Origin of the sequence: Meiothermus granaticius NBRC 107808 (assembly GCF_003574355.1) — a bacterium.
Taxonomy (GTDB): Bacteria; Deinococcota; Deinococci; order Deinococcales; family Thermaceae; genus Meiothermus; species Meiothermus granaticius.
In genome coordinates this window covers 1-18,255 of sequence record NZ_QWLB01000027.1, presented here as the reverse complement: position 1 = coordinate 18,255, position 18,255 = coordinate 1, and the positions used below count along the sequence as shown (strand labels likewise).

The following is an 18,255-nucleotide window of genomic DNA, read 5'->3' as shown; positions in this document are numbered from 1 at the left end:
ATTTGCCCTTAGGCCTTGGGGGGCTTCTCCCGCATCTCCAAGTTGCGCAAGACCAGGTTGGCGACCATGATCGCCAGGGTTCCGGGCAGGGCATACAGCACGAACCCGGCCCCGGCCAGCGAGCCTACCGCCGCTGACCCCCACAGCGTGGCCGCGGTGTTGAGCCCACGCACATTAAATCCACCCTCCCTCAGGATGACCCCTGCCCCTAAGAAGCCAACCCCCGAGACCACTTGGGCCGCAATGCGGGTGGGATCTCCCCCGGCCAGCAGTCCAGAGAGCATCACAAACTGTGCAGCGCCACAGGCCACCAGAGCGTTGGTACGAATCCCCGCCAGCCCTTGGCGGCGAGACCGTTCGTACCCAATGATGGCCCCCAGCACCAAAGCGACCCCCAGCCGCAGGCTGAATTCCAGCACACTCATCATTTTCCTCCTGATTGATTCTCCTAAACAGGGCCGTCTCTGCCCTTACAGCCTATAAGGAATGTAGGGGTTCTCGTGTGGGGGGCCATCGGAGATCCAGAGCTCCTGGGTGCCGAGGTTCATCACCACCGAGGTGATCGTGCGGTAGGGCTCGCCTAGCGCATACTCCTCCGCGCTGGCGGTGCGGCAGACCGCGTAAGGAGCCCCATCGCGGTCCTGCAGGGCCTGCTGAAACTCCTCGAGCCCAGGCTTTTCCCACTGGGCGAGGCGGGTCTCGAGCCGCTCTTGGCGGTGGTGCGAGCGGTCTAGCCACTCAATCGGCGGGACCTCGATGCCATACCCCTCAGGGTTCATGAAGTGGTTGGCGTGCACCAACCGGGGTGTGTCTTGCCAGGCCGCGACCGCATTGGGGGCCACCTCCAAATCCACGGCCTGTGCCCCTTGCCCTATGAGGAAGTTCCCCGAGGCCGTACGGGGCTCCTGGGTGATGGCCTGGATGGCCGTTCTCAGGGTGGCCGAGCGCAAAACCTCATAGGTGCGCAGGTGAAAGGGCTTACCCAGGCCGGCCCAGTTGTCCCCCACGGCGACCAGGCCGTTGATGCATAGGCCCAATCCGTGGCTGTTGAGCCCGATCTTTCCGCCGAAGATCCCGGCTTCGGTAAAGGCCAAAACCCGTGTGCCATTCGGCTCCTCGATATGCTGGAGGGCTCCTTGCACCCCTTCGAGCCAGTCCCAGTTCTGGCCCATCCACAGGTTGCCGTCGGCAGTATGGCTGGGGAGCACCGCAAAAGCCGTGCAGCCGTTGGGGGCTTCACGCGCAATGTACTGAGGGGCAGCCTCCTGCCCAAACTGGTAGTAGATGATTTCGTAGCGCACATTCAGGGTGGCCAGGTCTACCAAGGGCTGGCCTGAGCCCGCAGCCAGGCCCTCTAGGCCCTGGGCATAGGCCGGGCTTTGGGTGCGAATGGCTTCCAGATACCGCTCGCCGCGCCGCCGCGCTTCCGAGGGGGAGAGCTTGCACTCGCTCTCGAAGCGGCGGAAGTAGAGCCCGAGGTTGTGGGCAATGGCGTCTGTGAGGGCCTTGCCTTGGGATAGGCCCTGGTCGTAGGGGGAACCGGAGAGGTGCAGATACGGCAGGCTCATAGTTCCTTACAGTTGTATCATCTCGGCCCCGCATAAGGGCCAAAACGGGACATGGCCCTGAGACCCGTGCTTTATCTTTAGGCCCACCCCCCGTATCATCCAGAGTGTGAAAATACCGCTTGGTCCGCTGTTTATGGCCTTCCTCGAGGTAGGGTTTGTGGCTTTTGGGGGTGGGGGAACCGCCCAGATCTACCAGGCCATCGTGTTGCGGCGGGGCTGGATGAGCGAGAAGGAGTTCCTCGAGGCCACCGCCTTGTGCCGGGTTTTACCTGGGCCGGTTTTTGCCAATCTAGCCGCCCATATGGGTGCCCGCTTGGGGGGTGCGCTGGGGGGGCTTCTGGCCTTTTTGGGGGTGCTGCTTCCGGGGGCTAGCCTGATGCTTCTGCTGAGCCTGGCCTACTTCCGTTGGGGCCTTCTGCCGGGGGCTGCGGCCCAGGACGCACTGAGCGGGGTGGCTGCCGGTGCAGTAGGCCTGATCTTAGCTACGGCGATGCGACAGCTCCCAGCCGCCCTAGACTCGCTCAAGGCGGTAGGGTTGGCTCTTTTGGTGTTTGTGACTTATGGGTTGCTGCATTGGTCGCTGCTCTTGGTGCTCCTGTTGGCGGTGCCGCTGGGGATGGGGCTTTACTGGAGGGAAAGCCATGTCCGCTAGCTTGGCAGAGGTATTCTTGACCTTTTTGCGCTTTGGGGTGCTGAGCTTTGGGGGTGGGATGGCCAATCTACCGGAGATGGCCCGGGTGCTCCTGGCCAACGGTTGGCTTTCGCGGCGCGGGTTTGCCGACGGCTTCGCTCTGGGCCAGTTTGTGCCGGGGCCCAACATGCTGGCGGTGCTGTTTTATGGCCTGAGCGCGGCTGGGGTAGGGGGGGCCTTGGCCGCGATGTTGGGGATGTTTCTTCCGGGGACGCTCGGGGCGATAGCCCTGGTCTGGGCCTGGAGGTGGATGGGGCAGGCCCAATGGAGCCGGGCCTTAAGGCGGGCGCTGGTTCCAATCGCGATGGGGCTTTCATTCAGCGCGCTTCTGGTGCTGGCCCAGGTCTCCCTGAGCTCCCTTTGGGGGTTGGGGGGTGCGGGGCTGGCTGCGGTTTTGCTCTACCGAGGGGCAAATGTTTTGGCTGTTCTGATAGGGGCGGCCCTGCTGGGGTGGTTGATCGGGGTGCTGTAGCGCACGCGGGTGGGCCCGCAACCTCCCGGCAGGGTGTTATATTGCGGGTGCGGTATGGATACCAGTTTGGCGCCAAGGGGAGCGCACCATGAAGGTGTCCTTGAAACGAGCTTACGACCCACCCACCAAAGATGACGGCTGCAGAGTCCTCGTGGATCGCCTGTGGCCCCGGGGATTGGCCAAGGAAAAAGCCAGGCTTGATCTTTGGCTCAAGGAGGTTGCTCCCTCCACCGAGCTTCGCCAGTGGTTTGGGCACGACCCTGAGAAATGGACGGAATTCAGGCAGCGGTATCGGGCCGAACTGCGGCACAACCCAGCCTGGCTCGAGCTTCAAGCCCTGGCTCGCCAGCAGGACCTCACCCTTGTGTATGCCGCCAAGGACCCGCTGCACAATGAAGCGGTGGTGCTCCAGGAGCTCCTGGAGCACAGCACCTAACCCCTGGCGCAAGCCCACGCCGCTGCGTGCGGCTCACCTCAGGGGGTCTCGAGCCGCTTCACGAAATCAATCCAGGCGGGCTGCTTCACAAACCCCAATCGCTCGTTGATGGCCAGCATGGGGCGGTTGTTTTGCTCGTTGCCGGTGCGCAGCTCGGTGGCTCCGGCGGCCTTGGCGTACTCGATCGCCTTGAGCTTCAAGGCCAGGGCCAGACCCCGGCGGCGGTAGGCCCGGCGGGTGCCGGTAAGGCCTACCTGGAGATACTCACCGTCGGTTTTCCAGAGGTTGCTCTGGGCCACAAAAGCCCCGGTAGCCGTGTCTACGGCTACGAAATTGGCCTCGGGGAGATAGTAAGGGCTTTCCACCGTCCATCTGAGCCAGTTTTCGTAGCTCACCTCGCTCATGGGCTCTGGACGCGGTACATCGGCGCGGGTCTCGAGCCATAGGTCGTAGGCCTTGCGATAGGCCTCCTCATTTCCGCCGAGCTCCGCCAGGCTCCGCAGGGCGAATCCAGCCACCTCTACCGCCTCCATTCTTCCGGCATGAGCGGCGAGGTCAAAAGCCCTCACGTCCAGCCGCGATTCCCAGGAGCGCATTTTTTCCTCAAACCCATACTTGGCCAACAGATGCAAGGCGGGAGCTTGATCCTCGCGGGTGCTGCTCAGGATCGAGATGGGCATATGCGGTTGGAGGGCCGCCCAAACCCTCTCCCAGAGCCGTTGACCGATCCCCCCATCCCGAAACTCGGGATGCACCGAGACCCAGGCGCTGAACTTCTGCGGGTGGTACATCCCCTCGAACTGGTCGTAGAGACCATAACCGACCACGCGCCCCTCCACCTCGGCTATAAAGCGCTCGGTTTTACAGCGGAGGTCGCGGTCTCGGTCGTCCTCGCGCATGGCTGCTTCGCTGTGTACCTCATCGGGCCAGATGGCATTCAGCAGCCCAGGGACGGTTTGGTAATCGCGGTCTTCGAAGGGGCGAATGATCCAATTCAAACGCATCGCGGTTCTCCTGTGGTTGGGTTTGCTACACTCGTTGCATGGGCCCAAAGCTTCGGCAACGCCTGGCTGCGTTGGTGACGACCATCCTCTTTGCCTTAATCCTGTGGAAGGTTTTGGAGCGCACCTTTGTGATCGTCTGGGCCCAGACTCCTTGGTGGGGCCTGCTGATCCTGCTGGTGGTGCTTTATTACCTGATTAGCCTCAGCATCAACCGGCTTTTTGGCTCAGATTCCTAGGACCCCGCATACTTGGCCTCATCGAAGGGCTCGACGAGGCCGCCATCTAAGCGCTTGGCGAAGCGCAGCCGGCTGGGTTGCCGCTGGAACCCGAGCGAGAGGTTCATCTGTAGCATTGGCCAGTTGGGTGGGTCATTGAAGGTGCGAACCTCACCTTCGCCGTGGGCCTGCACGTAGCGCATTCCCCGCAACTTGAGGGCTTTGGCTAAGCCCTTGCCCCGGTACTCGCGCAGCACCCCGGTCATGCCGATGACCCAGAACCGCGCTGGGTTTCGCATCAGGCTGCTGTAGCCGACCAAGGCGCCGGTGAGCGGATCGTGGCGCTTGGGGTCGAGGGCCACGAAGCAGGCTTCGGCGACGAAGTGCGGGTCGTCGAGTTCCTCCTTCATCCACTGCTCGAAGGAGCGCTTGGTGAACTGCACCCCCATCGGTACATCCTGAAAGAGAATCCAGTCAAGTTCGTACAGCTTTCTGGCCACTTTGGCGTCGGCTTCCAATAGCTCGGCCAGGCTTTTGATCTCGAGCCCCTCCTCCTGCACCCGTTGCTCGAGGTGGGCATAAGGAGCAAACTCGAAGCCTTGGGTTCGCAAGCGCGATTCGTAGCGCCGCCACTCCTTCACAAACCCGCGCTTCTCGGCGAAGCGGCGGGACTCGGGGTGGTTCTCGGGGAAGTTCGCCACCAGCTTTTGGGGATCTTTGAGTTGTTCCAGCAGGTGCCGATACAGCGCCTTGCCGATGCCCCGGCGCTGGAAATGGGGATGCACCTCGAGGCCCAGCCAGTATTTGCCCGGTTCGTAGGCGAACGAATCCTCTCCGGCATGGGCCAGCGCCACCACGCCCGCGCCCGCATACTCGGCGACCCACTCGCTGCGGAAATACTTGGGGTCGTGAGCGCTGTCCCAATGGGCCAGCATCTCCGGGGTGACCGGCCACTCGGGGGTGATGGCGTTGAGGATCTCGGCGGCCATGGCGAAATCTTGAGGTTTATGAAAGGGTCGAATTCGGATCATGGTTGAACTCCTTGATAGGCCTGGATTATCCGCTGCCGTGCGGTCTCGTCCAGCCTCAATCGCATGTCGTAGCGGTCCAGGCCGTCCCAGTAGCCGTTCGGAGTGATGTTTTCGGTGACGAAGCCCAGCTTCTCGAAGAAGCCGAAGGTATGCTGGCTGGTGTCGAGACGGATGAAGCCGACCTCAGGCTGTCGGAGGATGCGCTCCAGCCGCTCGAGTGCCAGCCGCTTGCCCAGCCCTGTGCCGTGAAACCGCCGATGAACCAGTCCCCAGCACAATCCGGCTTCGCGGTTCTCCCGGTTGACGTAGTAGCCGCCACAGCCCACGACCTCCCCGGACTGCTCCATCACCAGATACACGCAGCTCGGCTGCTTCAGAAAGGTGGCAAAATCCTGGCGCTCCTCGATTGAAAAATACTTGGGCAGGTTGGAGTCGAAGACCTCGAGGCAGCCCTTCTGGTCGGCCTCAGTGTAGGCACGAATTATGGTGTTCACGTCTGCAATTCCTTTTTCAATACCAGCCAGGCTGGTTCCTTGGCGAAACCCATGGCCTCGTTGAGGGCCAACATAGGCCGGTTGATCGAGTGGTTGGAGGTACGAATGTAGCGATAGCCTTGAGCCTTGGCATAGCGGGCCGCGCGGAGCTTGAGAGCTCGAGCAATTCCCCGCCGACGGTAGGGGGGCTGTACTCCGGTGAGCCCGGTTTGGAGGGTTTGGGGGCGGCTCGAGCGCAGCAGTTGCGAGACCCCCACCATCTGCCCCTGATCCAGGGCCAAGAAATTGCCCTCGGGGATGAAGTTGGGGTTTTCTAGGCTGCGGCTGCGCCACAGTTCGAAGGGCCAGATCTCCAGCGGCTCGGCCCAGGGCACCTCCTGGAGCAAGGCGGTGATCAGCGTGTAAAAGCTATGCTGGACCTGCTCATCGTGCCAGTTCAGCTCGGCCAGGGCCAGGATGCGAATGGAGGGGGGCAGAGGGTGTTCCGGTGGGATGGGGTTGAAATGGGTCAGGTCCAGGGTGGAGGCCCAGGTGCGGTCATACTCGACGAACCCCTGGCCCTGGTAAGCCGCTCGTTGGGGCCAGTCCTCGCGCACCCGGACGATCAAGGCTTTAGCCCCCTGGTTCCGGGCCTGCTCCTCGAGGAAAGCCCAGAGCAGCGGAAACAGACCTTCGTAGCCCTCGAGCAAACCCAGTTCAACCTCGAGCTGCCCAGGAAGGGGGTTCATAGGGGTCTGGTAGCCGGCCCAGCCCACCGCCTGCCCGTCCTCCTCAACAAAAAACCGCACGGATAACTCCCCTGGCCCCCAGGTCGCCTCTTGATGGCGCAGTTGCACTAGGGTGCGGGGGTGCTCAGGATGCACCGCGCGGTACAGCCGCAGGTAGGTCTCGAGGTCTAGGTCGCTGGAGGTTGAGGGGCGGAGGTTCATCGGGCTCCTTTCTGAAAACCAAAACCCGGAGGCTGCTGAGTGCGCCCCCGGGAGAGTGTGCTTGGGATTTTACGATGCAAGCATAATCGCGCGGAGGCATACCGGAGGAGCGGTAGAGTGGGTAGGCAGGCAGCTTCTCATCGGTTCACCTCCTGACGTGGACAATCTTGGCCTGAGTGTAGCACAGGCCACAGGGCCTTGGCCAGCCGCATTGGCCTTTTCTCGGCAGAGAGGGCGGATTCGCCCCCACCAGGGGCAGCCGGCTCGAGCTTTTCCAAGGATAGAGGGCGGATTGAGGCACCAGCCCGCACCGCAGGTGCTTTGGTCTTAGTATAGTAGGGTAAATGGTCGAATTTTCACGAGATCTTCTGGGCCTGGATCAGCGCATCGTCATGGTGACGGGTGCGGGCCGGGGCTTTGGGCGCAGCATTGCCCGAAGCTACGCCCGGAATGGGGCCACGGTCATCACCGTAGATCCCGACGTGGAGATGGCGGCGGCGGTGGCCTCCGAGGTGGAAGCGCTGGGCTCGAGCGCCATCCCGATTCGGGGGGATATGTCGGTGGTGCTGGACGTGATGAACACCTTCGAGAAGATCGAGGAGCTGTTCGGGATGTTGGACGGCATCGTTCATGTGACCAGCGCCGAGAGCAAGACCCCTTTCGTAGAGCTGCTGGAAGGGGAATGGTACGACCTCCTCAACGCCGATGTGAAGTCGAGCCTATACGTGCTGCAGCAAGGTTTGCGCTATTTGAGTGGAGGGGGGTTTGTAACCTTGGTGCTGCCCCCGTTGCAGCGCGATCAGCCCCACGTGGCCTCGATCCGGGGAGCGGTGCTGGGTCTGATTGAAGGGGCCACTCGGATTTTCCCCACCAACGTGCGGGTCAACGGGGTGATTCCCAACCGCGACCCCGCCGGCGAGGAGCATGACCGCCCTTTGGTGCGGGCTACGGTGGCCTTGGGCTCGATGGTCTCAGAAGGGGTGCGGGGGCAGGCCCTGGAGGTGCTGCTCCCTGAGCCGCCGCAGCTTCCAGAGATCTACGACCTGCTGCGGGAGCTGCCCTGAGTTTCGGTTAGAATGGGGGGAATGTATGGCTTTTGGCCCCCCATGAGGGGCACCGCTTGGAGGTGGGCTGTGGTATGAACTGCCCCTTCTGTGGGAATCCGGACAGCCGCGTGCTGGACTCGCGCCCCTCGGATGAGGGCTCGGTGATCCGCCGCCGCCGGGAGTGCACCAACTGCAAACGCCGTTTTACCACGTATGAGCGGGCTCAGGTTGAGCCGCTGATGGTGCTCAAGCGCAGCGGGCGCAAGGAAACCTTCGACCCCAACAAGCTGCTGCGCGGCCTGACCCTGGCGGCCATGAAACGCCCCATCGCTCCGCAGGAACTGCAGGAGTTCGCCTACGGTTTCGAGGACTCGGTCAAGGAGATGGAGATCAGCTCAGAGGAGATCGGCCTGCGGGCCATGGCCTTTCTGCGTGAGCGGGATCCGGTGGCCTACATCCGCTTTGCCTCGGTGTACCGCGAGTTTGATGGTTTGGAGCGCTTCATCGAGGAGGTGCGGCGCCTTGATAAGCAGATCGTGGCCAAGGTGTTGGAGGATGAGCCCCTCGAGGATGAGCTTGACCTCGAGGACGAGGCCAAACTGGGTACGGTCTAGGCTTTGTCCCTACGCGCCCCCCGGATCTGTGTGGCTCCGCTGTTGATGTTCGGCCCAACGGGCCTCGAGCTTGCCAAACAGGGCCTCCAGCTTGCTGCGGGGCAGGATGACCTGTTCGGTCTGCCCCTCCCCGATCCGATCGCCGAGCTCGTTCCAGGCGCTCATGCGGGCGTAGATGCGGTTGCCTTCGGTATGGGTGTGCTCAGCCACAATCCGCACCCGCATCCCCGGCAGGGCCGAGGCCAGATGGTTCACGCTGACCTTGGAGCCAATCCCCTCTTCGTGGGGCTCGAGGAACTCCAGAATGATCATCCGGCCGGCCTGTTCCATGTGCTTGGCCATCCAGTAGGTCGCATAGACCGGATGGAGCTTGCCCAGGCGGGGATCGGGGTTTTCAAAATCCACCGTCATGGCGTCGGTGACGGTGATCTCGAGTGCAGCTTGGAAACCGATGGGAATGGGCTTCATATGGGCGGTGAGGTCAGAGCGGTAGAGGGCTTATGGCTTTCTTAAGTCCGCCACCCGTTTGAGCTTGCCTCCCTCGCTGCGGGGTGCGGTGCCTGGGGGAATTAGCGTGACCGCCAGGCTTACCCCCACATTCTCTTTGATCTTGTGGGCTACCCGCTGCCCTAGGTCGGAGCGCAGGGCCTCCTCTCCGTACTGCTCGTAGAAAGTCTCGGCGACCTCGAGCTTGAGCTCTACCTCGTCCAGGATCTCCGGTCGGGTGACCGTGATCTGATAATGGGGGGCCACCTCGGGAACCTCGAGCAGCACCGCCTCAATTTGGGTGGGGTAGACGTTCACCCCCCGGATGATGAGCATGTCGTCGGCCCGGCCCCGAATCTGGGCCATGCGGGCGTGGGTTCGACCCGAAGGCCCCGGTTCCCGGGTGATTGAGGTCAGGTCGCCGGTCCAGTAGCGCAGGAGGGGCAGGGCTTTTTTGGTGAGGGTGGTGAGCACCAGCACCCCCACTTCCCCATCGGGCAAGGGGTCCCCGGTCTCGGGGTCCACCACCTCGGGGTAGAAGTGATCTTCCCAGAGATAGCTCAGGCCCTCGCGCTCGGCCACGTCCTCGTTAGAGACTCCCGGCCCGATGATCTCCGAGAGGCCGTAGATGTTGGTGGCCTTTACCCCCAGCCCTTCCTCGACGCTCTTGCGGATGGCCTCGGTCCAGGGCTCAGCGCCCAGCACTGCGTACTGGAGGCTGATTTGCTCCGGGCTCACCCCGCGTTTTTTGAAGGCGTCGGCCAGGGTCTGGGCATAGGAGGGGGTACAGGCGATCATCTCGGGCTGAAGATCCTGGATCAGCGTGATCTGGCGTTCGGTCATCCCGCCGGAGACCGGAATCACCGTCATCCCCAGCCGCTCGGCCCCGCCGTGCAGCCCCAGCCCACCGGTGAAGAGGCCATAGCCATAGGCATTGTGTAGCATCATCCCCGGCTGCCCCCCGGCAGCTGCGAGTGAGCGGGCTACCACCTCAGCGAAGACCTCGAGGTCACCCCGGGTATACCCCACCACCGTGGGCTTCCCGGTGGTCCCCGAGGAGGCGTGGATGCGGGCCAGCTCCTGACGGGGTACCGCAAACAGGCCGAAGGGGTAGGTTTCGCGCAGGTCTTGCTTGCGGGTAAAGGGGAGCTTGGGTAAATCTTCCACCCTGCGGATATCGCTGGGTTTCAGACCACGTTCCTCAAAATGCCGCCGGTAAAAGGGCACGCGTTCATAGACCAGCTCCACCTGCTCGCGCAGGCGCTGGTCTTGCAGGGCTTTGAGCTGGGGACGGGGAAGGGTCTCTAGTTCAGGCTGAAACATCGGCATAGGGCACCTCTAGTGCGCGAATGGGAGGGTTCACAGGGCGCTCATCCCCCCGTCTACCGCCAAGACCTGCCCGGTCACGTAGTCCGAGGCGGGAGCACACAGATACACCGCGGCCCCGGCGAGTTCGCCGCTTTGGCCGATGCGTCCCAAGGGGGTACGCTCGATGACCCGCGGTTCTACCTGGGGCAGCAGCTTCTCGGTCATTCGGGTGGGGAAGAACCCTGGGGCCAGGGCGTTGACCCGGATCCCATAGCGTCCCCATTTCACCGCCAGGTCACGGGTCAGGGCGATGATTCCGCCCTTGGAGGCGGCATAAGCCACCGCGTCCAACACCTCGGGGGGGCTTCCCCCCAGCCCGGCCACCGAGGCCAGGTTGAGAATTTTGCCGTAGCCCCGGGTTTTCATACCCCGTGCGGCAATTCTCGAGGCCAGGAAGGTTCCGGTGATATTGACGTCCAGCACCTCGCGCACCTTGGCCACAGGGACCTCCAGAGCGTTCTGACCCCAGGTGATCCCGGCTGCATTGACCAGGATGTCAAGACCGCCCTCGGCCTCGAGCCGCCCGATCGCGGCTTCCACAGCGGCTTCGTCCTGCACGTTGCCGACGATGGGAATCGCGTCGGGAATCTGCTTGAGCGCCTCTTCAAAAAACCCCTCTCGCCGGGCCATCAGCGCCACCCGGGCCCCAGCCTGGCGCAGCCCCCAAGCGATCTCTAACCCTAGCCCGCGCGAGCCCCCGGTGATAAGGGCGATTTTTCCACTTAGATCGAACCCCTCGAGCACATGCATACCCTATTATCCGCCTATATCGCTTCGATCACCATCGCGATGCCCTGCCCAACCCCGATGCACATCGTGGCCAGGCCGAATTGCACCTGCCGCTGCCGCATCTCATGCACCAACGCGGTCAGGATCCGCGCGCCGGAGGCCCCCAGCGGATGGCCGATGGCGATGGCCCCACCGTGGGGGTTGAGCCGAGGGTCTTCGGGGTCGAGGCCCCATTCCCGCAGCACCGCCAGGCTCTGGGCGGCGAAGGCCTCGTTGAGCTCGATCAGGCCGAGATCGGCCAGCGAGAGTCCGGCCCGCTTCAAGGCTTTCTGGGTGGCCGGAACCGGGCCAATCCCCATGATGCGGGGCTCGACCCCCGCCACCGCCACGCTGCGGATCTTGGCCAGGGGGGTGAGGCCGTGGGCCTGGGCATAGGAGCTCGAGGCCAGCAATACCGCCGCCGCTCCGTCGTTGAGCCCTGAGCTGTTTCCAGCGGTCACGCTCCCCCCTGGGCGAAACACCGGTTTGAGCCGGGCCAGGGCCTCGAGGCTGGTCTCGGCTCGGGGGCCCTCATCGCGCCCGATGCGCTCGAGGTTGCCCTTGCGATCGCGGACCTCCACGGGGACCATCTGGCGGTCGTAGCTCCCTTGCTGCTGGGCCTGGAGGGCCTTTTGGTGCGAGCGCAGGGCGAAGCGGTCTTGCTCCTCCCGGGGGATGCGGTACTGCTCGGCCAGGTTCTCGGCGGTCTCGCCCATGGCCTCGGTGCCGTACAGCTCTTTCATCTTGGGGTTGACGAAGCGCCATCCCAGGGTGCTGTCGTAGAGGGTTAGGTTGCCGGTAGGGAAGGGCCGCTCGGCCTTGGGCAGCACCCAGGGGGCCCGGCTCATGCTCTCCACCCCGCCCCCGATATACACCTGGCCCTCGCCGGCCAGAAGGGCCCGGGCCGCGCTGGCGACCGCTTCCAGGCCGCTGCCGCAAAGGCGATTGACGGTAGCCCCCCCCACCGTGAGCGGGATTCCGGCCAAGAGCAGGGACATCCGGGCCACGTTGCGGTTGTCCTCCCCAGCCTGATTGGCGCAGCCCATGTAGACATCCTCGAGGTCCTCCCCAGGCACCCCGGTGCGCTCCAAGAGGGCCCTGAGGGGGATCGCGCCCAGGTCATCGGGGCGTACGCTCGAGAGAACCCCGCCGTGCTTGCCTACCGGGGTGCGCACCGCATCGAGAATCAGGGCCTCAGACATAAGCCTCCAGTTTGCTGATGGATGGATAGGCGGGACACGGGGTTACTCTGCTCATGAGGTTTCCTTGCTCATGCGAAACACCGTACCGGTGAACAGGGCCACCAGGTCGGTGTTCCGGCGAATCTCAATGCGGTAGGTGGCGGTGCGGCGGCCCAGGTTTTCCTCGCGGGCATGGGCCTCGAGCACATCCCCTTCCCGCACCGCCTTGAAGTGCTCGAGGTGGGTGGCCAGCGCGACGGCCGGGACGCCGTGCGAGTTTGAGGCCAAGGCAAAGGCCGCATCGGCCAGGCTGTAGATGAACCCGCCGTGACCGTAGCCGTGGATGTTGAGGTGCTGGGCCTGGACACAGCCCGCAAGCACCGCCTGACCCGGCCCCAGATGGCGTACCTCCAGGCCCAGCAGGCGCATATAGGGATCAGAAGGGGGGTTCAGGGTGCTCATCGCATCTCCTCTCGAGCCCGGATGCCCAGATAGCTCTCGATCACCCTGGGGTCATGCAGCAGCTCTGAGGCCTGGCCCTGCATCACCAGCTCCCCGGCCTCGAGCACATAGCCCCGATCGGCCAGCCGCAGGGCCATTCGGGCGTTTTGTTCAACCACCAGGATGGTTACCCCCTGCGACTTCAACCCCCCCAGGATGCGGAAGATCTCGGCCACAATCAGCGGGGCCAGCCCCAGGCTGGGCTCATCCAGCAGCAGGAGCTTGGGCTTGGCCATCAAGGCCCGCCCAATGGCCAGCATCTGCTGTTCCCCCCCGCTCATGGTGCCCGCGAGCTGCCGACGCCGCTCGCGCAGCCGGGGAAACAGGGTGTAGACGCGCTCGAGGTCCTCCTTAAGCCCCTTTTCCCCACGGCGAAACCGGGTAAAGGCCCCCAACAGGAGGTTATCCTCAACCTCCATCGAGCTGAAGAGCTCCCGTTTTTCCGGGACCAGCACCAACCCCAGCTCAGCCAGGGCTTCAGGGGTACGCTTCTTCAGCTCCTGGCCCCGGTACCTCACCACCCCCTTAGAGCGTTCCAGCCCCAGGATGCCCTTGAGGGTGCTGCTTTTCCCCGCTCCGTTGGGCCCGATCAGGGTGATGGCTTCGCCCTCGGCCACCTCGAGCGAAAGGCCCCGCACGGCCTCAACCGCCCCGTAGCGCACGCTGAAGTCGGTAAGCTCTAACATCAGCATCCCAGTCCCCCTCATGCCACCGACTCCCCCAGGTAGGCCTCGATCACCTTGGGATTGCGCTGCACCTCGGCAGGGGTGCCCTCGGCCAGCTTTTCGCCGTAGTGCATCACCACCACCCGGTCCACCAACCCCATCACCAAATCCATGTCGTGATCTACCAGCAGCACCGTTACCCCCTCGGCCACCAGCTTGCGGATCAGGGCGGCGAACTGGCGCTTCTCCCCGGCCCGCAAACCGGCTGCGGGTTCGTCCAGCAGGAGAACTTCCGGCCCCGAAGCCAAGGCGCGGGCAATCTCCAATAGCCGGAGCTGACCGATGGCCAGGCCGTCGGCTTTGTGGTGGGCAATCTGGGCCAGCCCAACCCGCTCCAGAGCCCGGTAAGCCTCCATCAGTGCAGCGTTTTCTTCGCCTCGAGACAGGCTGAGCAGCGAGGCCAAGACCCCTGCCCGGGTGCGGGCATACGTGCCCAAGGCGGCGTTCTCGAGCACGGTCATCTCAGGGAAGAGATGGGGGTGCTGGAAGGTACGAGCCAGGCCCAACCGGTGTACGGCGTAGGGCGGCCGACCGGTGATGACCTGCCCTTTGAATCGGACGCTGCCCTCGCTGGGCTCGAGCACCGCGGTGATGAGGTTGAAGAGGGTGGACTTGCCCGCTCCGTTGGGGCCGATCAACCCCAACACCTCTCCCCGGTGCAGCTCAAAGCTGACCCGATTGACGGCCAACAGACCGCCAAAGCGCTTGCTGAGATTCACGACCTCGAGGACGGTCTCACCCGGTGCCCCGGCGCTGGGCCGGGCGGGAAGACCGCTGCCCTGGGGGGGTTGAGGGATGCCCTTGGGCAGATAGCGCTCCACAAAAGGCCACAACCCTTTGGGGGCCAGGATCAAAATCAAGACCAGGATCAGCCCATAGGCGATGACCTCGTAGTTGCCGCTGCGGCCAAACAGGACGGGGAGCAGATCCTTGAGCCACTCCTCGAGGCTCACCACCAGCCCCGAGCCCAGGATCACCCCTGGGATGCTGCCCACCCCACCGGCCACCGCCGCGATCAAGTACTTGATGGAGGCCTCGAGGCCAAAGGGCGAGGGGTTGACGAAGCGCAAAAAGTGCGCGTAAAGCCATCCGGCCACCCCGGCGTAAACCGCCGAGAGAACGAACACCTGCAGCCTGAGCCAGGCTGGGTTCACCCCGAAGCTGGCCGCAGCCACCGCATCGCCCCGACTGGCCCGTAACGCCCGACCGATACGGCTGCGGGTCAGGTTGAGCGCGGCCCAGGCCCCCAACAACACAAAGCCTGCCGAGAGGTAGAAGTAGGCCTTGGGATCGGTAAGCCTGAACCCCAGCAGTGAAACCGCCGGAAGATCGGTGAGCCCGGTAAATCCGCCGGTCACGGTGGTCCAGCTTCCCATCACGATGTAGAGGGCCATGCCCCAGGCAATGGTTGAGAGCGGCAGGTAATGCCCCTTGAGCCGCACGGTAATCCCGCCCAGCACTACCGCACCCAAGGCAGCAACCGCTACCCCAGCGGGTAGGGTTAGCCAGGGACTCCATCCGGCTTTGGTGCTCAGCAGCGCGGTGGTATAGGCGGCCAGTCCCATGAAGGTGGCTTGGCCAAAGCTGGTCATCCCGGCGAGACCGGTCAGCAGGTACAACCCCAGCGCTACCAAGGCCCCAAAAGCGATGAAGTTGGCTAAGGTCAGGTAGAAGGGAAAAGGGGAGAGCAGCAAGGGGGTCAGCAGCACCAGCCCCACCACGACCAGGGGGGTCCAGGAGGCCCGGCCTTCCTTGCGGCGGGTCATTCTTCCTCCCCGATCTCGTGGCTGCGCAGGCTGCGCCACAGGAGCACCGGTAGCAGCAGGGCGAAGACCAAGGCGTCTTTGAAGGGGCTCGAGACATACCCTGCCCACTGCTCAAAACCGCCTACGGCCAGCGCTCCCAGCACCGCCAGAGGGTAGCTCACCAGCCCACCCAGAATACCGGCCACAAAGCCCTTGAGCCCGAACAGAAACCCCTGGAAGTAGGCCGGGCTGATCAGGGGGGCCAAGAGCATTCCACTCACCGTGACGATCAGGGTGGCGATCCCAAAGGCCACATACCCGGCCTGGGCCGGTGAGATGCCCAACAGCCGGGCGCCGTAGCGGTTCACCGCGCAGGCCCGCAGGGCTTTGCCGTAAAGGCTGCGGGTAAAGAACAGGTAGAGCCCCAGCATGGTCAGCAGGGCAAAACCATAGACCAAGAAGGCCTGATTGTTGATGGGAACCATGCCCAGGTTGGTCTGGCCGCTCAGGATGGGGGGCAGGCGGTACTGTTCAGGGCCGAAAAACACCAGCCCCAGGCCCTGATAGGCAAAGTGCAGGCCTACGGCGATGATCAGATAGGTCAGCACGCTGGCATTCTGGGCCGGTTGGAAAAAGAGCCGGTAGCTGGCTGGGCCAATCGGCAGCACCACCAGCACCGCCAGAATCCAGCCCAGCCAGGGCGCGACCCCTCGAGCCCCCACCCAGGCCAGCCCCAGCACCAGCAAAGCCAGGACGACCAGACGGGCTACCCGCGATGGGTTGGCTCGGTCCAGCACGGCCCAGACCAAGAGCAGAAAGCTCGAGAGCCAGGCCGTGCCGGGGATTTGCCCGTGCAGCTCGAGCCCGCTCACCCCGCTGGGCAGAAAGAACACATAGGTCAGCGGGGCGAAGACCAGCAACTCCCCCAGCGGCACCAAGATCACCCGGGTCACCGCAAAGACCAGCACCAGAGAAAGGGCCAGCAGGGCATAGATGGTGCCGCTTTGCACCGCGTCGGCAGCCAGGAAGGAGACAATGGTCCAGTCCATACAAACGCACTAGGGCCTCGAGCAGGCTTGAGGGGCTTTACTGGAAGGTCCGTATCAGCTTCCAACCGAGCTTACCGCTGGGGGTTTTTACCACCTCGACCATCACCGCGGCCTCGTTGAACTTGAGCCCCAGGTGGTCTTGGGGGCTCATGTTGAAGATGCCGTGGGTCCCCACCACACCCTTGGTGGCTTCGATCTCGTCGCGCAGGGTGCTGCGGAAGGCTTGCAGGTTGGTGGGCTGTTCTTTTTTGAGGGTGCGCTCCAGGGCGGCGCTCAGGATCGCCCAGGCATCGTAGGCGTGGCCCCCGAAGGTAGAGTAGCTACCGATGCCGTACTTGGCTTCGTACTGCTGTACATAGCTCTGATCCACGCGCTTGGTGGGGAAGCCTGAGGGGAGCTGATCGAAAACCAGAATCGGCCCTGCTGGGAGCCGGGTTCCGATCACCGCATCGCCCCCGACTCGCAGGAAATCAGGGTTGGCCACCCCGTGGGTCTGATAGATGAGCCCTTTGTAACCCCGCTCCTTAAGGGTGCGCTGGGGAAGCACCGGGGCCGTGCCTGAGCCGCCGATTAACACCGCATCGGGGTTTTTGGAGAGGATTCGCAGGATCTGCCCGGTTACCGAGGTGTCGGTACGGGAGAAGCGTTCCGAGGCCACCACGTTCAACCCTGCCTCTTTAGCGGCAGCCTCGAAGGCCTTGGCCCAGCCCTCGCCGTAAGCATCGTTGAAGCCGATGTAGGCCACGTTTTTAACATTGTTGGCCTTCATGTCCTGCACGATGGGCTGGCTCATCTGCTCCTCGGTCTGGGGGGTTTTGAAGATCCATTTGCGCTTATCGTCCATCGGGGCCACAATCTCACGGTTGGCGGCCAGCGAGATGTTGGGCACCCCGGCCTCAGCGATGGGATCAATCATGGCCAGGGTGGCCGGGGTGGTGGTGGTCCCGATGATGGCCAATACCTGGTCTTCCTGAATCAACTTCCGTGCCGCCCGCACCGCCTGGGTGGTGTCCGAAGCATCGTCCATGATGATGAACTGCACCGGGCGCCCGGCCAGCCCACCCCGCTTGTTGACCTGGTCCTCCAGCAGCAACAGGGTGTTGCGCTCTGGAATCCCCAAGCTTGCACCGGGGCCGGTGGCCGAGACCACCACGCCGATCTTGAGGGGGGCCTGCTGGGCCAGCCCCAGCCCTAAACCAAGTGCCAAAATTCCGACTGCGATCCCTTTCATAGGTACTCCTCCGCTATGGTTGTGCCCCCTGAGGGGAAACACGCTGAAAGTCAAAGCGCTCGAGCCCAGCCGCAACCACCCGTTGCAGCAGCGGGTGGGGACGGCAACGCTCACCGAGCTCCTCGGACAACCCTTCCAAGGCCCGCAGCAACGGCTTGAGCCAGATCAGCTCGGCCCACTCGAGCGGCCCACGGGGATATCCGGTTCCCAGCCGCATGGCCCGGTCTAAATCGGCGGGTGGGGCCACCCCCTCCGCGAGGGCAGAGACCGCCTCGTTGATCAGGAGGGCCAGGATGCGAAACCCCACCCCGCCGGGCTGGTCGGGCAGGCGGAGGGTACGCAGACCATGGGCCTGGAAGTAGGTTTGGGCCAGTTCCAGGGCCCGGTTTGGCCCGGAGAGCGGGGCATACAGCTCAACGATGGAGGTATCGCCAAGCGGGGGAACCAGACTAAACCCCGCCAGGGCTCGAGCCGGGAACTCGGCCTGGGCGCGGCTGGCGGAGTGGCCCCAGACCAGCGAGACCACCGGCAGATGCTGGGGGAGATCCTGCTTGCGCTCGAGCTTCACCCGGCAGTCCAAAACAAAGGCGGCTTCCTCGAGGTTTTCGCTGTGGCGAAGCCTGTCCCGCAGCGCTTGGGCGATCGCATTGGGCCCCAGGATGAAGGGCAGAGGCGCGGTATCTGATGGGGAGGGGGAGGGG

Annotated in this window: 22 protein-coding genes; 6 read left to right on the top strand and 16 right to left on the bottom strand. The window is 63.8% G+C overall.

Annotated features, from left to right (window positions below):
* Positions 1-8 precede the first annotated feature (8 nt).
* Positions 9-425: an MgtC/SapB family protein gene (locus Mgrana_RS10435; protein ID WP_119357552.1), complete on the bottom strand. Its 417-nt coding sequence runs from the start codon at positions 423-425 to the stop codon at positions 9-11.
* 45 nt (positions 426-470) lie between these two features.
* Positions 471-1,568 carry a C45 family autoproteolytic acyltransferase/hydrolase gene (locus Mgrana_RS10430; RefSeq protein ID WP_119357551.1) on the bottom strand — a complete coding sequence of 366 codons (1,098 nt, stop codon included), beginning with the start codon at positions 1,566-1,568 and terminating at the stop codon, positions 471-473.
* A gap of 106 nt (positions 1,569-1,674) precedes the next feature.
* Here Mgrana_RS10430 and Mgrana_RS10425 point away from each other — a divergent pair, with 106 nt between their 5' ends.
* From Mgrana_RS10425 to Mgrana_RS10415, 3 genes are all read left to right on the top strand, one after another.
* Entirely contained in the window at positions 1,675-2,220 is a 546-nt protein-coding gene (locus tag Mgrana_RS10425) for a chromate transporter (protein ID WP_119357550.1), read from the top strand.
* Complete coding sequence (locus tag Mgrana_RS10420) at positions 2,210-2,731, top strand: chromate transporter (protein WP_119357549.1); 522 nt, start codon at positions 2,210-2,212, stop codon at positions 2,729-2,731. Before Mgrana_RS10425 ends, Mgrana_RS10420 begins: the two co-directional genes overlap by 11 nt.
* 88 nt (positions 2,732-2,819) lie before the next feature.
* Positions 2,820-3,167, top strand: a complete 348-nt coding sequence (locus Mgrana_RS10415) for a DUF488 domain-containing protein (protein WP_119357548.1) — start codon at positions 2,820-2,822, stop codon at positions 3,165-3,167.
* Positions 3,168-3,205: 38 nt separating this feature from the next.
* On the opposite strand, the gene Mgrana_RS10410 is transcribed toward Mgrana_RS10415, so the two are convergent.
* Positions 3,206-4,171, bottom strand: coding sequence for a GNAT family N-acetyltransferase (locus Mgrana_RS10410; protein WP_119357547.1), 966 nt, complete (start codon positions 4,169-4,171; stop codon positions 3,206-3,208).
* A gap of 38 nt (positions 4,172-4,209) precedes the next feature.
* On the opposite strand from Mgrana_RS10410, the gene Mgrana_RS10405 reads away from it, so the two are divergent.
* Positions 4,210-4,407: a hypothetical protein gene (locus tag Mgrana_RS10405; RefSeq protein WP_119357546.1), complete on the top strand. Its 198-nt coding sequence runs from the start codon at positions 4,210-4,212 to the stop codon at positions 4,405-4,407.
* Here the strand turns inward: Mgrana_RS10405 and Mgrana_RS10400 are convergent.
* Genes Mgrana_RS10400 through Mgrana_RS10390 form a run of 3 tightly spaced genes read right to left on the bottom strand, consistent with a single transcriptional unit; the run spans position 4,404 to position 6,840 of the window.
* Positions 4,404-5,417, bottom strand: a complete 1,014-nt coding sequence (locus Mgrana_RS10400; RefSeq protein WP_119357545.1) for a GNAT family N-acetyltransferase — start codon at positions 5,415-5,417, stop codon at positions 4,404-4,406. The genes Mgrana_RS10405 and Mgrana_RS10400 overlap by 4 nt on opposite strands.
* The gene (locus tag Mgrana_RS10395) at positions 5,414-5,911 is read right to left on the bottom strand and encodes a GNAT family N-acetyltransferase (protein ID WP_170146447.1); all 498 of its coding nucleotides are present in this window, start codon (positions 5,909-5,911) and stop codon (positions 5,414-5,416) included. Before Mgrana_RS10395 ends, Mgrana_RS10400 begins: the two co-directional genes overlap by 4 nt.
* Positions 5,908-6,840, bottom strand: a complete 933-nt coding sequence (locus tag Mgrana_RS10390) for a GNAT family N-acetyltransferase (protein ID WP_119357544.1) — start codon at positions 6,838-6,840, stop codon at positions 5,908-5,910. The genes Mgrana_RS10395 and Mgrana_RS10390 overlap by 4 nt, the downstream gene beginning before the upstream one ends.
* A 344-nt stretch (positions 6,841-7,184) precedes the next feature.
* On the opposite strand from Mgrana_RS10390, the gene Mgrana_RS10385 reads away from it, so the two are divergent.
* Together Mgrana_RS10385 and nrdR are read left to right on the top strand one after the other, a co-directional pair.
* Positions 7,185-7,904 carry an SDR family NAD(P)-dependent oxidoreductase gene (locus tag Mgrana_RS10385; RefSeq protein ID WP_119357543.1) on the top strand — a complete coding sequence of 240 codons (720 nt, stop codon included), beginning with the start codon at positions 7,185-7,187 and terminating at the stop codon, positions 7,902-7,904.
* A gap of 74 nt (positions 7,905-7,978) precedes the next feature.
* Entirely contained in the window at positions 7,979-8,500 is a 522-nt protein-coding gene (nrdR, locus tag Mgrana_RS10380; protein ID WP_119357542.1) for a transcriptional regulator NrdR, read from the top strand.
* 9 nt (positions 8,501-8,509) lie between these two features.
* Here the strand turns inward: nrdR and Mgrana_RS10375 are convergent, their stop codons facing one another.
* The 10 genes from Mgrana_RS10375 to Mgrana_RS10330 all read right to left on the bottom strand — a co-directional run.
* Positions 8,510-8,968 (bottom strand): thioesterase family protein, encoded by a 459-nt coding sequence (locus tag Mgrana_RS10375; protein WP_119357541.1) that lies wholly within the window; start codon positions 8,966-8,968, stop codon positions 8,510-8,512.
* A 30-nt stretch (positions 8,969-8,998) separates the two neighbouring features.
* Positions 8,999-10,309 carry a phenylacetate--CoA ligase family protein gene (locus Mgrana_RS10370; RefSeq protein WP_170146450.1) on the bottom strand — a complete coding sequence of 437 codons (1,311 nt, stop codon included), beginning with the start codon at positions 10,307-10,309 and terminating at the stop codon, positions 8,999-9,001.
* Positions 10,310-10,345: 36 nt separating this feature from the next.
* Positions 10,346-11,104: an SDR family oxidoreductase gene (locus tag Mgrana_RS10365; protein WP_119357539.1), complete on the bottom strand. Its 759-nt coding sequence runs from the start codon at positions 11,102-11,104 to the stop codon at positions 10,346-10,348.
* Positions 11,105-11,118: 14 nt separating this feature from the next.
* On the bottom strand, positions 11,119-12,324 hold the full coding sequence (locus Mgrana_RS10360; protein WP_119357538.1) for an acetyl-CoA C-acyltransferase: 1,206 nt from the start codon (positions 12,322-12,324) through the stop codon (positions 11,119-11,121).
* A gap of 51 nt (positions 12,325-12,375) precedes the next feature.
* Positions 12,376-12,765: a hydroxyphenylacetyl-CoA thioesterase PaaI gene (paaI, locus tag Mgrana_RS10355; protein WP_119357537.1), complete on the bottom strand. Its 390-nt coding sequence runs from the start codon at positions 12,763-12,765 to the stop codon at positions 12,376-12,378.
* The gene (locus Mgrana_RS10350; protein ID WP_371862072.1) at positions 12,762-13,490 is read right to left on the bottom strand and encodes an ABC transporter ATP-binding protein; all 729 of its coding nucleotides are present in this window, start codon (positions 13,488-13,490) and stop codon (positions 12,762-12,764) included. The genes paaI and Mgrana_RS10350 overlap by 4 nt, the downstream gene beginning before the upstream one ends.
* A 17-nt stretch (positions 13,491-13,507) precedes the next feature.
* The gene (locus Mgrana_RS10345; protein WP_119357535.1) at positions 13,508-15,295 is read right to left on the bottom strand and encodes a branched-chain amino acid ABC transporter ATP-binding protein/permease; all 1,788 of its coding nucleotides are present in this window, start codon (positions 15,293-15,295) and stop codon (positions 13,508-13,510) included.
* Positions 15,292-16,323 carry a branched-chain amino acid ABC transporter permease gene (locus Mgrana_RS10340; RefSeq protein WP_119357534.1) on the bottom strand — a complete coding sequence of 344 codons (1,032 nt, stop codon included), beginning with the start codon at positions 16,321-16,323 and terminating at the stop codon, positions 15,292-15,294. The genes Mgrana_RS10345 and Mgrana_RS10340 overlap by 4 nt, the downstream gene beginning before the upstream one ends.
* Positions 16,324-16,360: 37 nt before the next feature.
* Positions 16,361-17,554, bottom strand: coding sequence for an ABC transporter substrate-binding protein (locus tag Mgrana_RS10335; RefSeq protein ID WP_119357533.1), 1,194 nt, complete (start codon positions 17,552-17,554; stop codon positions 16,361-16,363).
* 13 nt (positions 17,555-17,567) lie between these two features.
* The coding region (locus Mgrana_RS10330) for a 3-hydroxyacyl-CoA dehydrogenase family protein (RefSeq protein WP_240631324.1) at positions 17,568-18,255 on the bottom strand (688 nt) is incomplete at its 5' end.

Bases quoted from the DNA above. Each gene is read 5' to 3' on its own strand.
- Mgrana_RS10415 (WP_119357548.1), top strand. From the start codon at position 2,820: ATGAAGGTGTCCTTGAAACGAGCTTACGACCCACCCACCAAAGATGAC.
- Mgrana_RS10375 (WP_119357541.1), bottom strand. From the start codon at position 8,968: ATGAAGCCCATTCCCATCGGTTTCCAAGCTGCACTCGAGATCACCGTC.
- Mgrana_RS10420 (WP_119357549.1), top strand. From the start codon at position 2,210: ATGTCCGCTAGCTTGGCAGAGGTATTCTTGACCTTTTTGCGCTTTGGG.
- Mgrana_RS10390 (WP_119357544.1), bottom strand. From the start codon at position 6,840: ATGAACCTCCGCCCCTCAACCTCCAGCGACCTAGACCTCGAGACCTAC.
- Mgrana_RS10410 (WP_119357547.1), bottom strand. From the start codon at position 4,171: ATGCGTTTGAATTGGATCATTCGCCCCTTCGAAGACCGCGATTACCAA.
- Mgrana_RS10405 (WP_119357546.1), top strand. From the start codon at position 4,210: ATGGGCCCAAAGCTTCGGCAACGCCTGGCTGCGTTGGTGACGACCATC.
- Mgrana_RS10340 (WP_119357534.1), bottom strand. From the start codon at position 16,323: ATGGACTGGACCATTGTCTCCTTCCTGGCTGCCGACGCGGTGCAAAGC.
- Mgrana_RS10360 (WP_119357538.1), bottom strand. From the start codon at position 12,324: ATGTCTGAGGCCCTGATTCTCGATGCGGTGCGCACCCCGGTAGGCAAG.
- Mgrana_RS10365 (WP_119357539.1), bottom strand. From the start codon at position 11,104: ATGCATGTGCTCGAGGGGTTCGATCTAAGTGGAAAAATCGCCCTTATC.
- Mgrana_RS10400 (WP_119357545.1), bottom strand. From the start codon at position 5,417: ATGATCCGAATTCGACCCTTTCATAAACCTCAAGATTTCGCCATGGCC.
- paaI (WP_119357537.1), bottom strand. From the start codon at position 12,765: ATGAGCACCCTGAACCCCCCTTCTGATCCCTATATGCGCCTGCTGGGC.
- Mgrana_RS10385 (WP_119357543.1), top strand. From the start codon at position 7,185: ATGGTCGAATTTTCACGAGATCTTCTGGGCCTGGATCAGCGCATCGTC.
- Mgrana_RS10350 (WP_371862072.1), bottom strand. From the start codon at position 13,490: ATGTTAGAGCTTACCGACTTCAGCGTGCGCTACGGGGCGGTTGAGGCC.
- Mgrana_RS10430 (WP_119357551.1), bottom strand. From the start codon at position 1,568: ATGAGCCTGCCGTATCTGCACCTCTCCGGTTCCCCCTACGACCAGGGC.
- Mgrana_RS10435 (WP_119357552.1), bottom strand. From the start codon at position 425: ATGAGTGTGCTGGAATTCAGCCTGCGGCTGGGGGTCGCTTTGGTGCTG.
- Mgrana_RS10335 (WP_119357533.1), bottom strand. From the start codon at position 17,554: ATGAAAGGGATCGCAGTCGGAATTTTGGCACTTGGTTTAGGGCTGGGG.
- nrdR (WP_119357542.1), top strand. From the start codon at position 7,979: ATGAACTGCCCCTTCTGTGGGAATCCGGACAGCCGCGTGCTGGACTCG.
- Mgrana_RS10370 (WP_170146450.1), bottom strand. From the start codon at position 10,309: ATGTTTCAGCCTGAACTAGAGACCCTTCCCCGTCCCCAGCTCAAAGCC.
- Mgrana_RS10345 (WP_119357535.1), bottom strand. From the start codon at position 15,295: ATGACCCGCCGCAAGGAAGGCCGGGCCTCCTGGACCCCCCTGGTCGTG.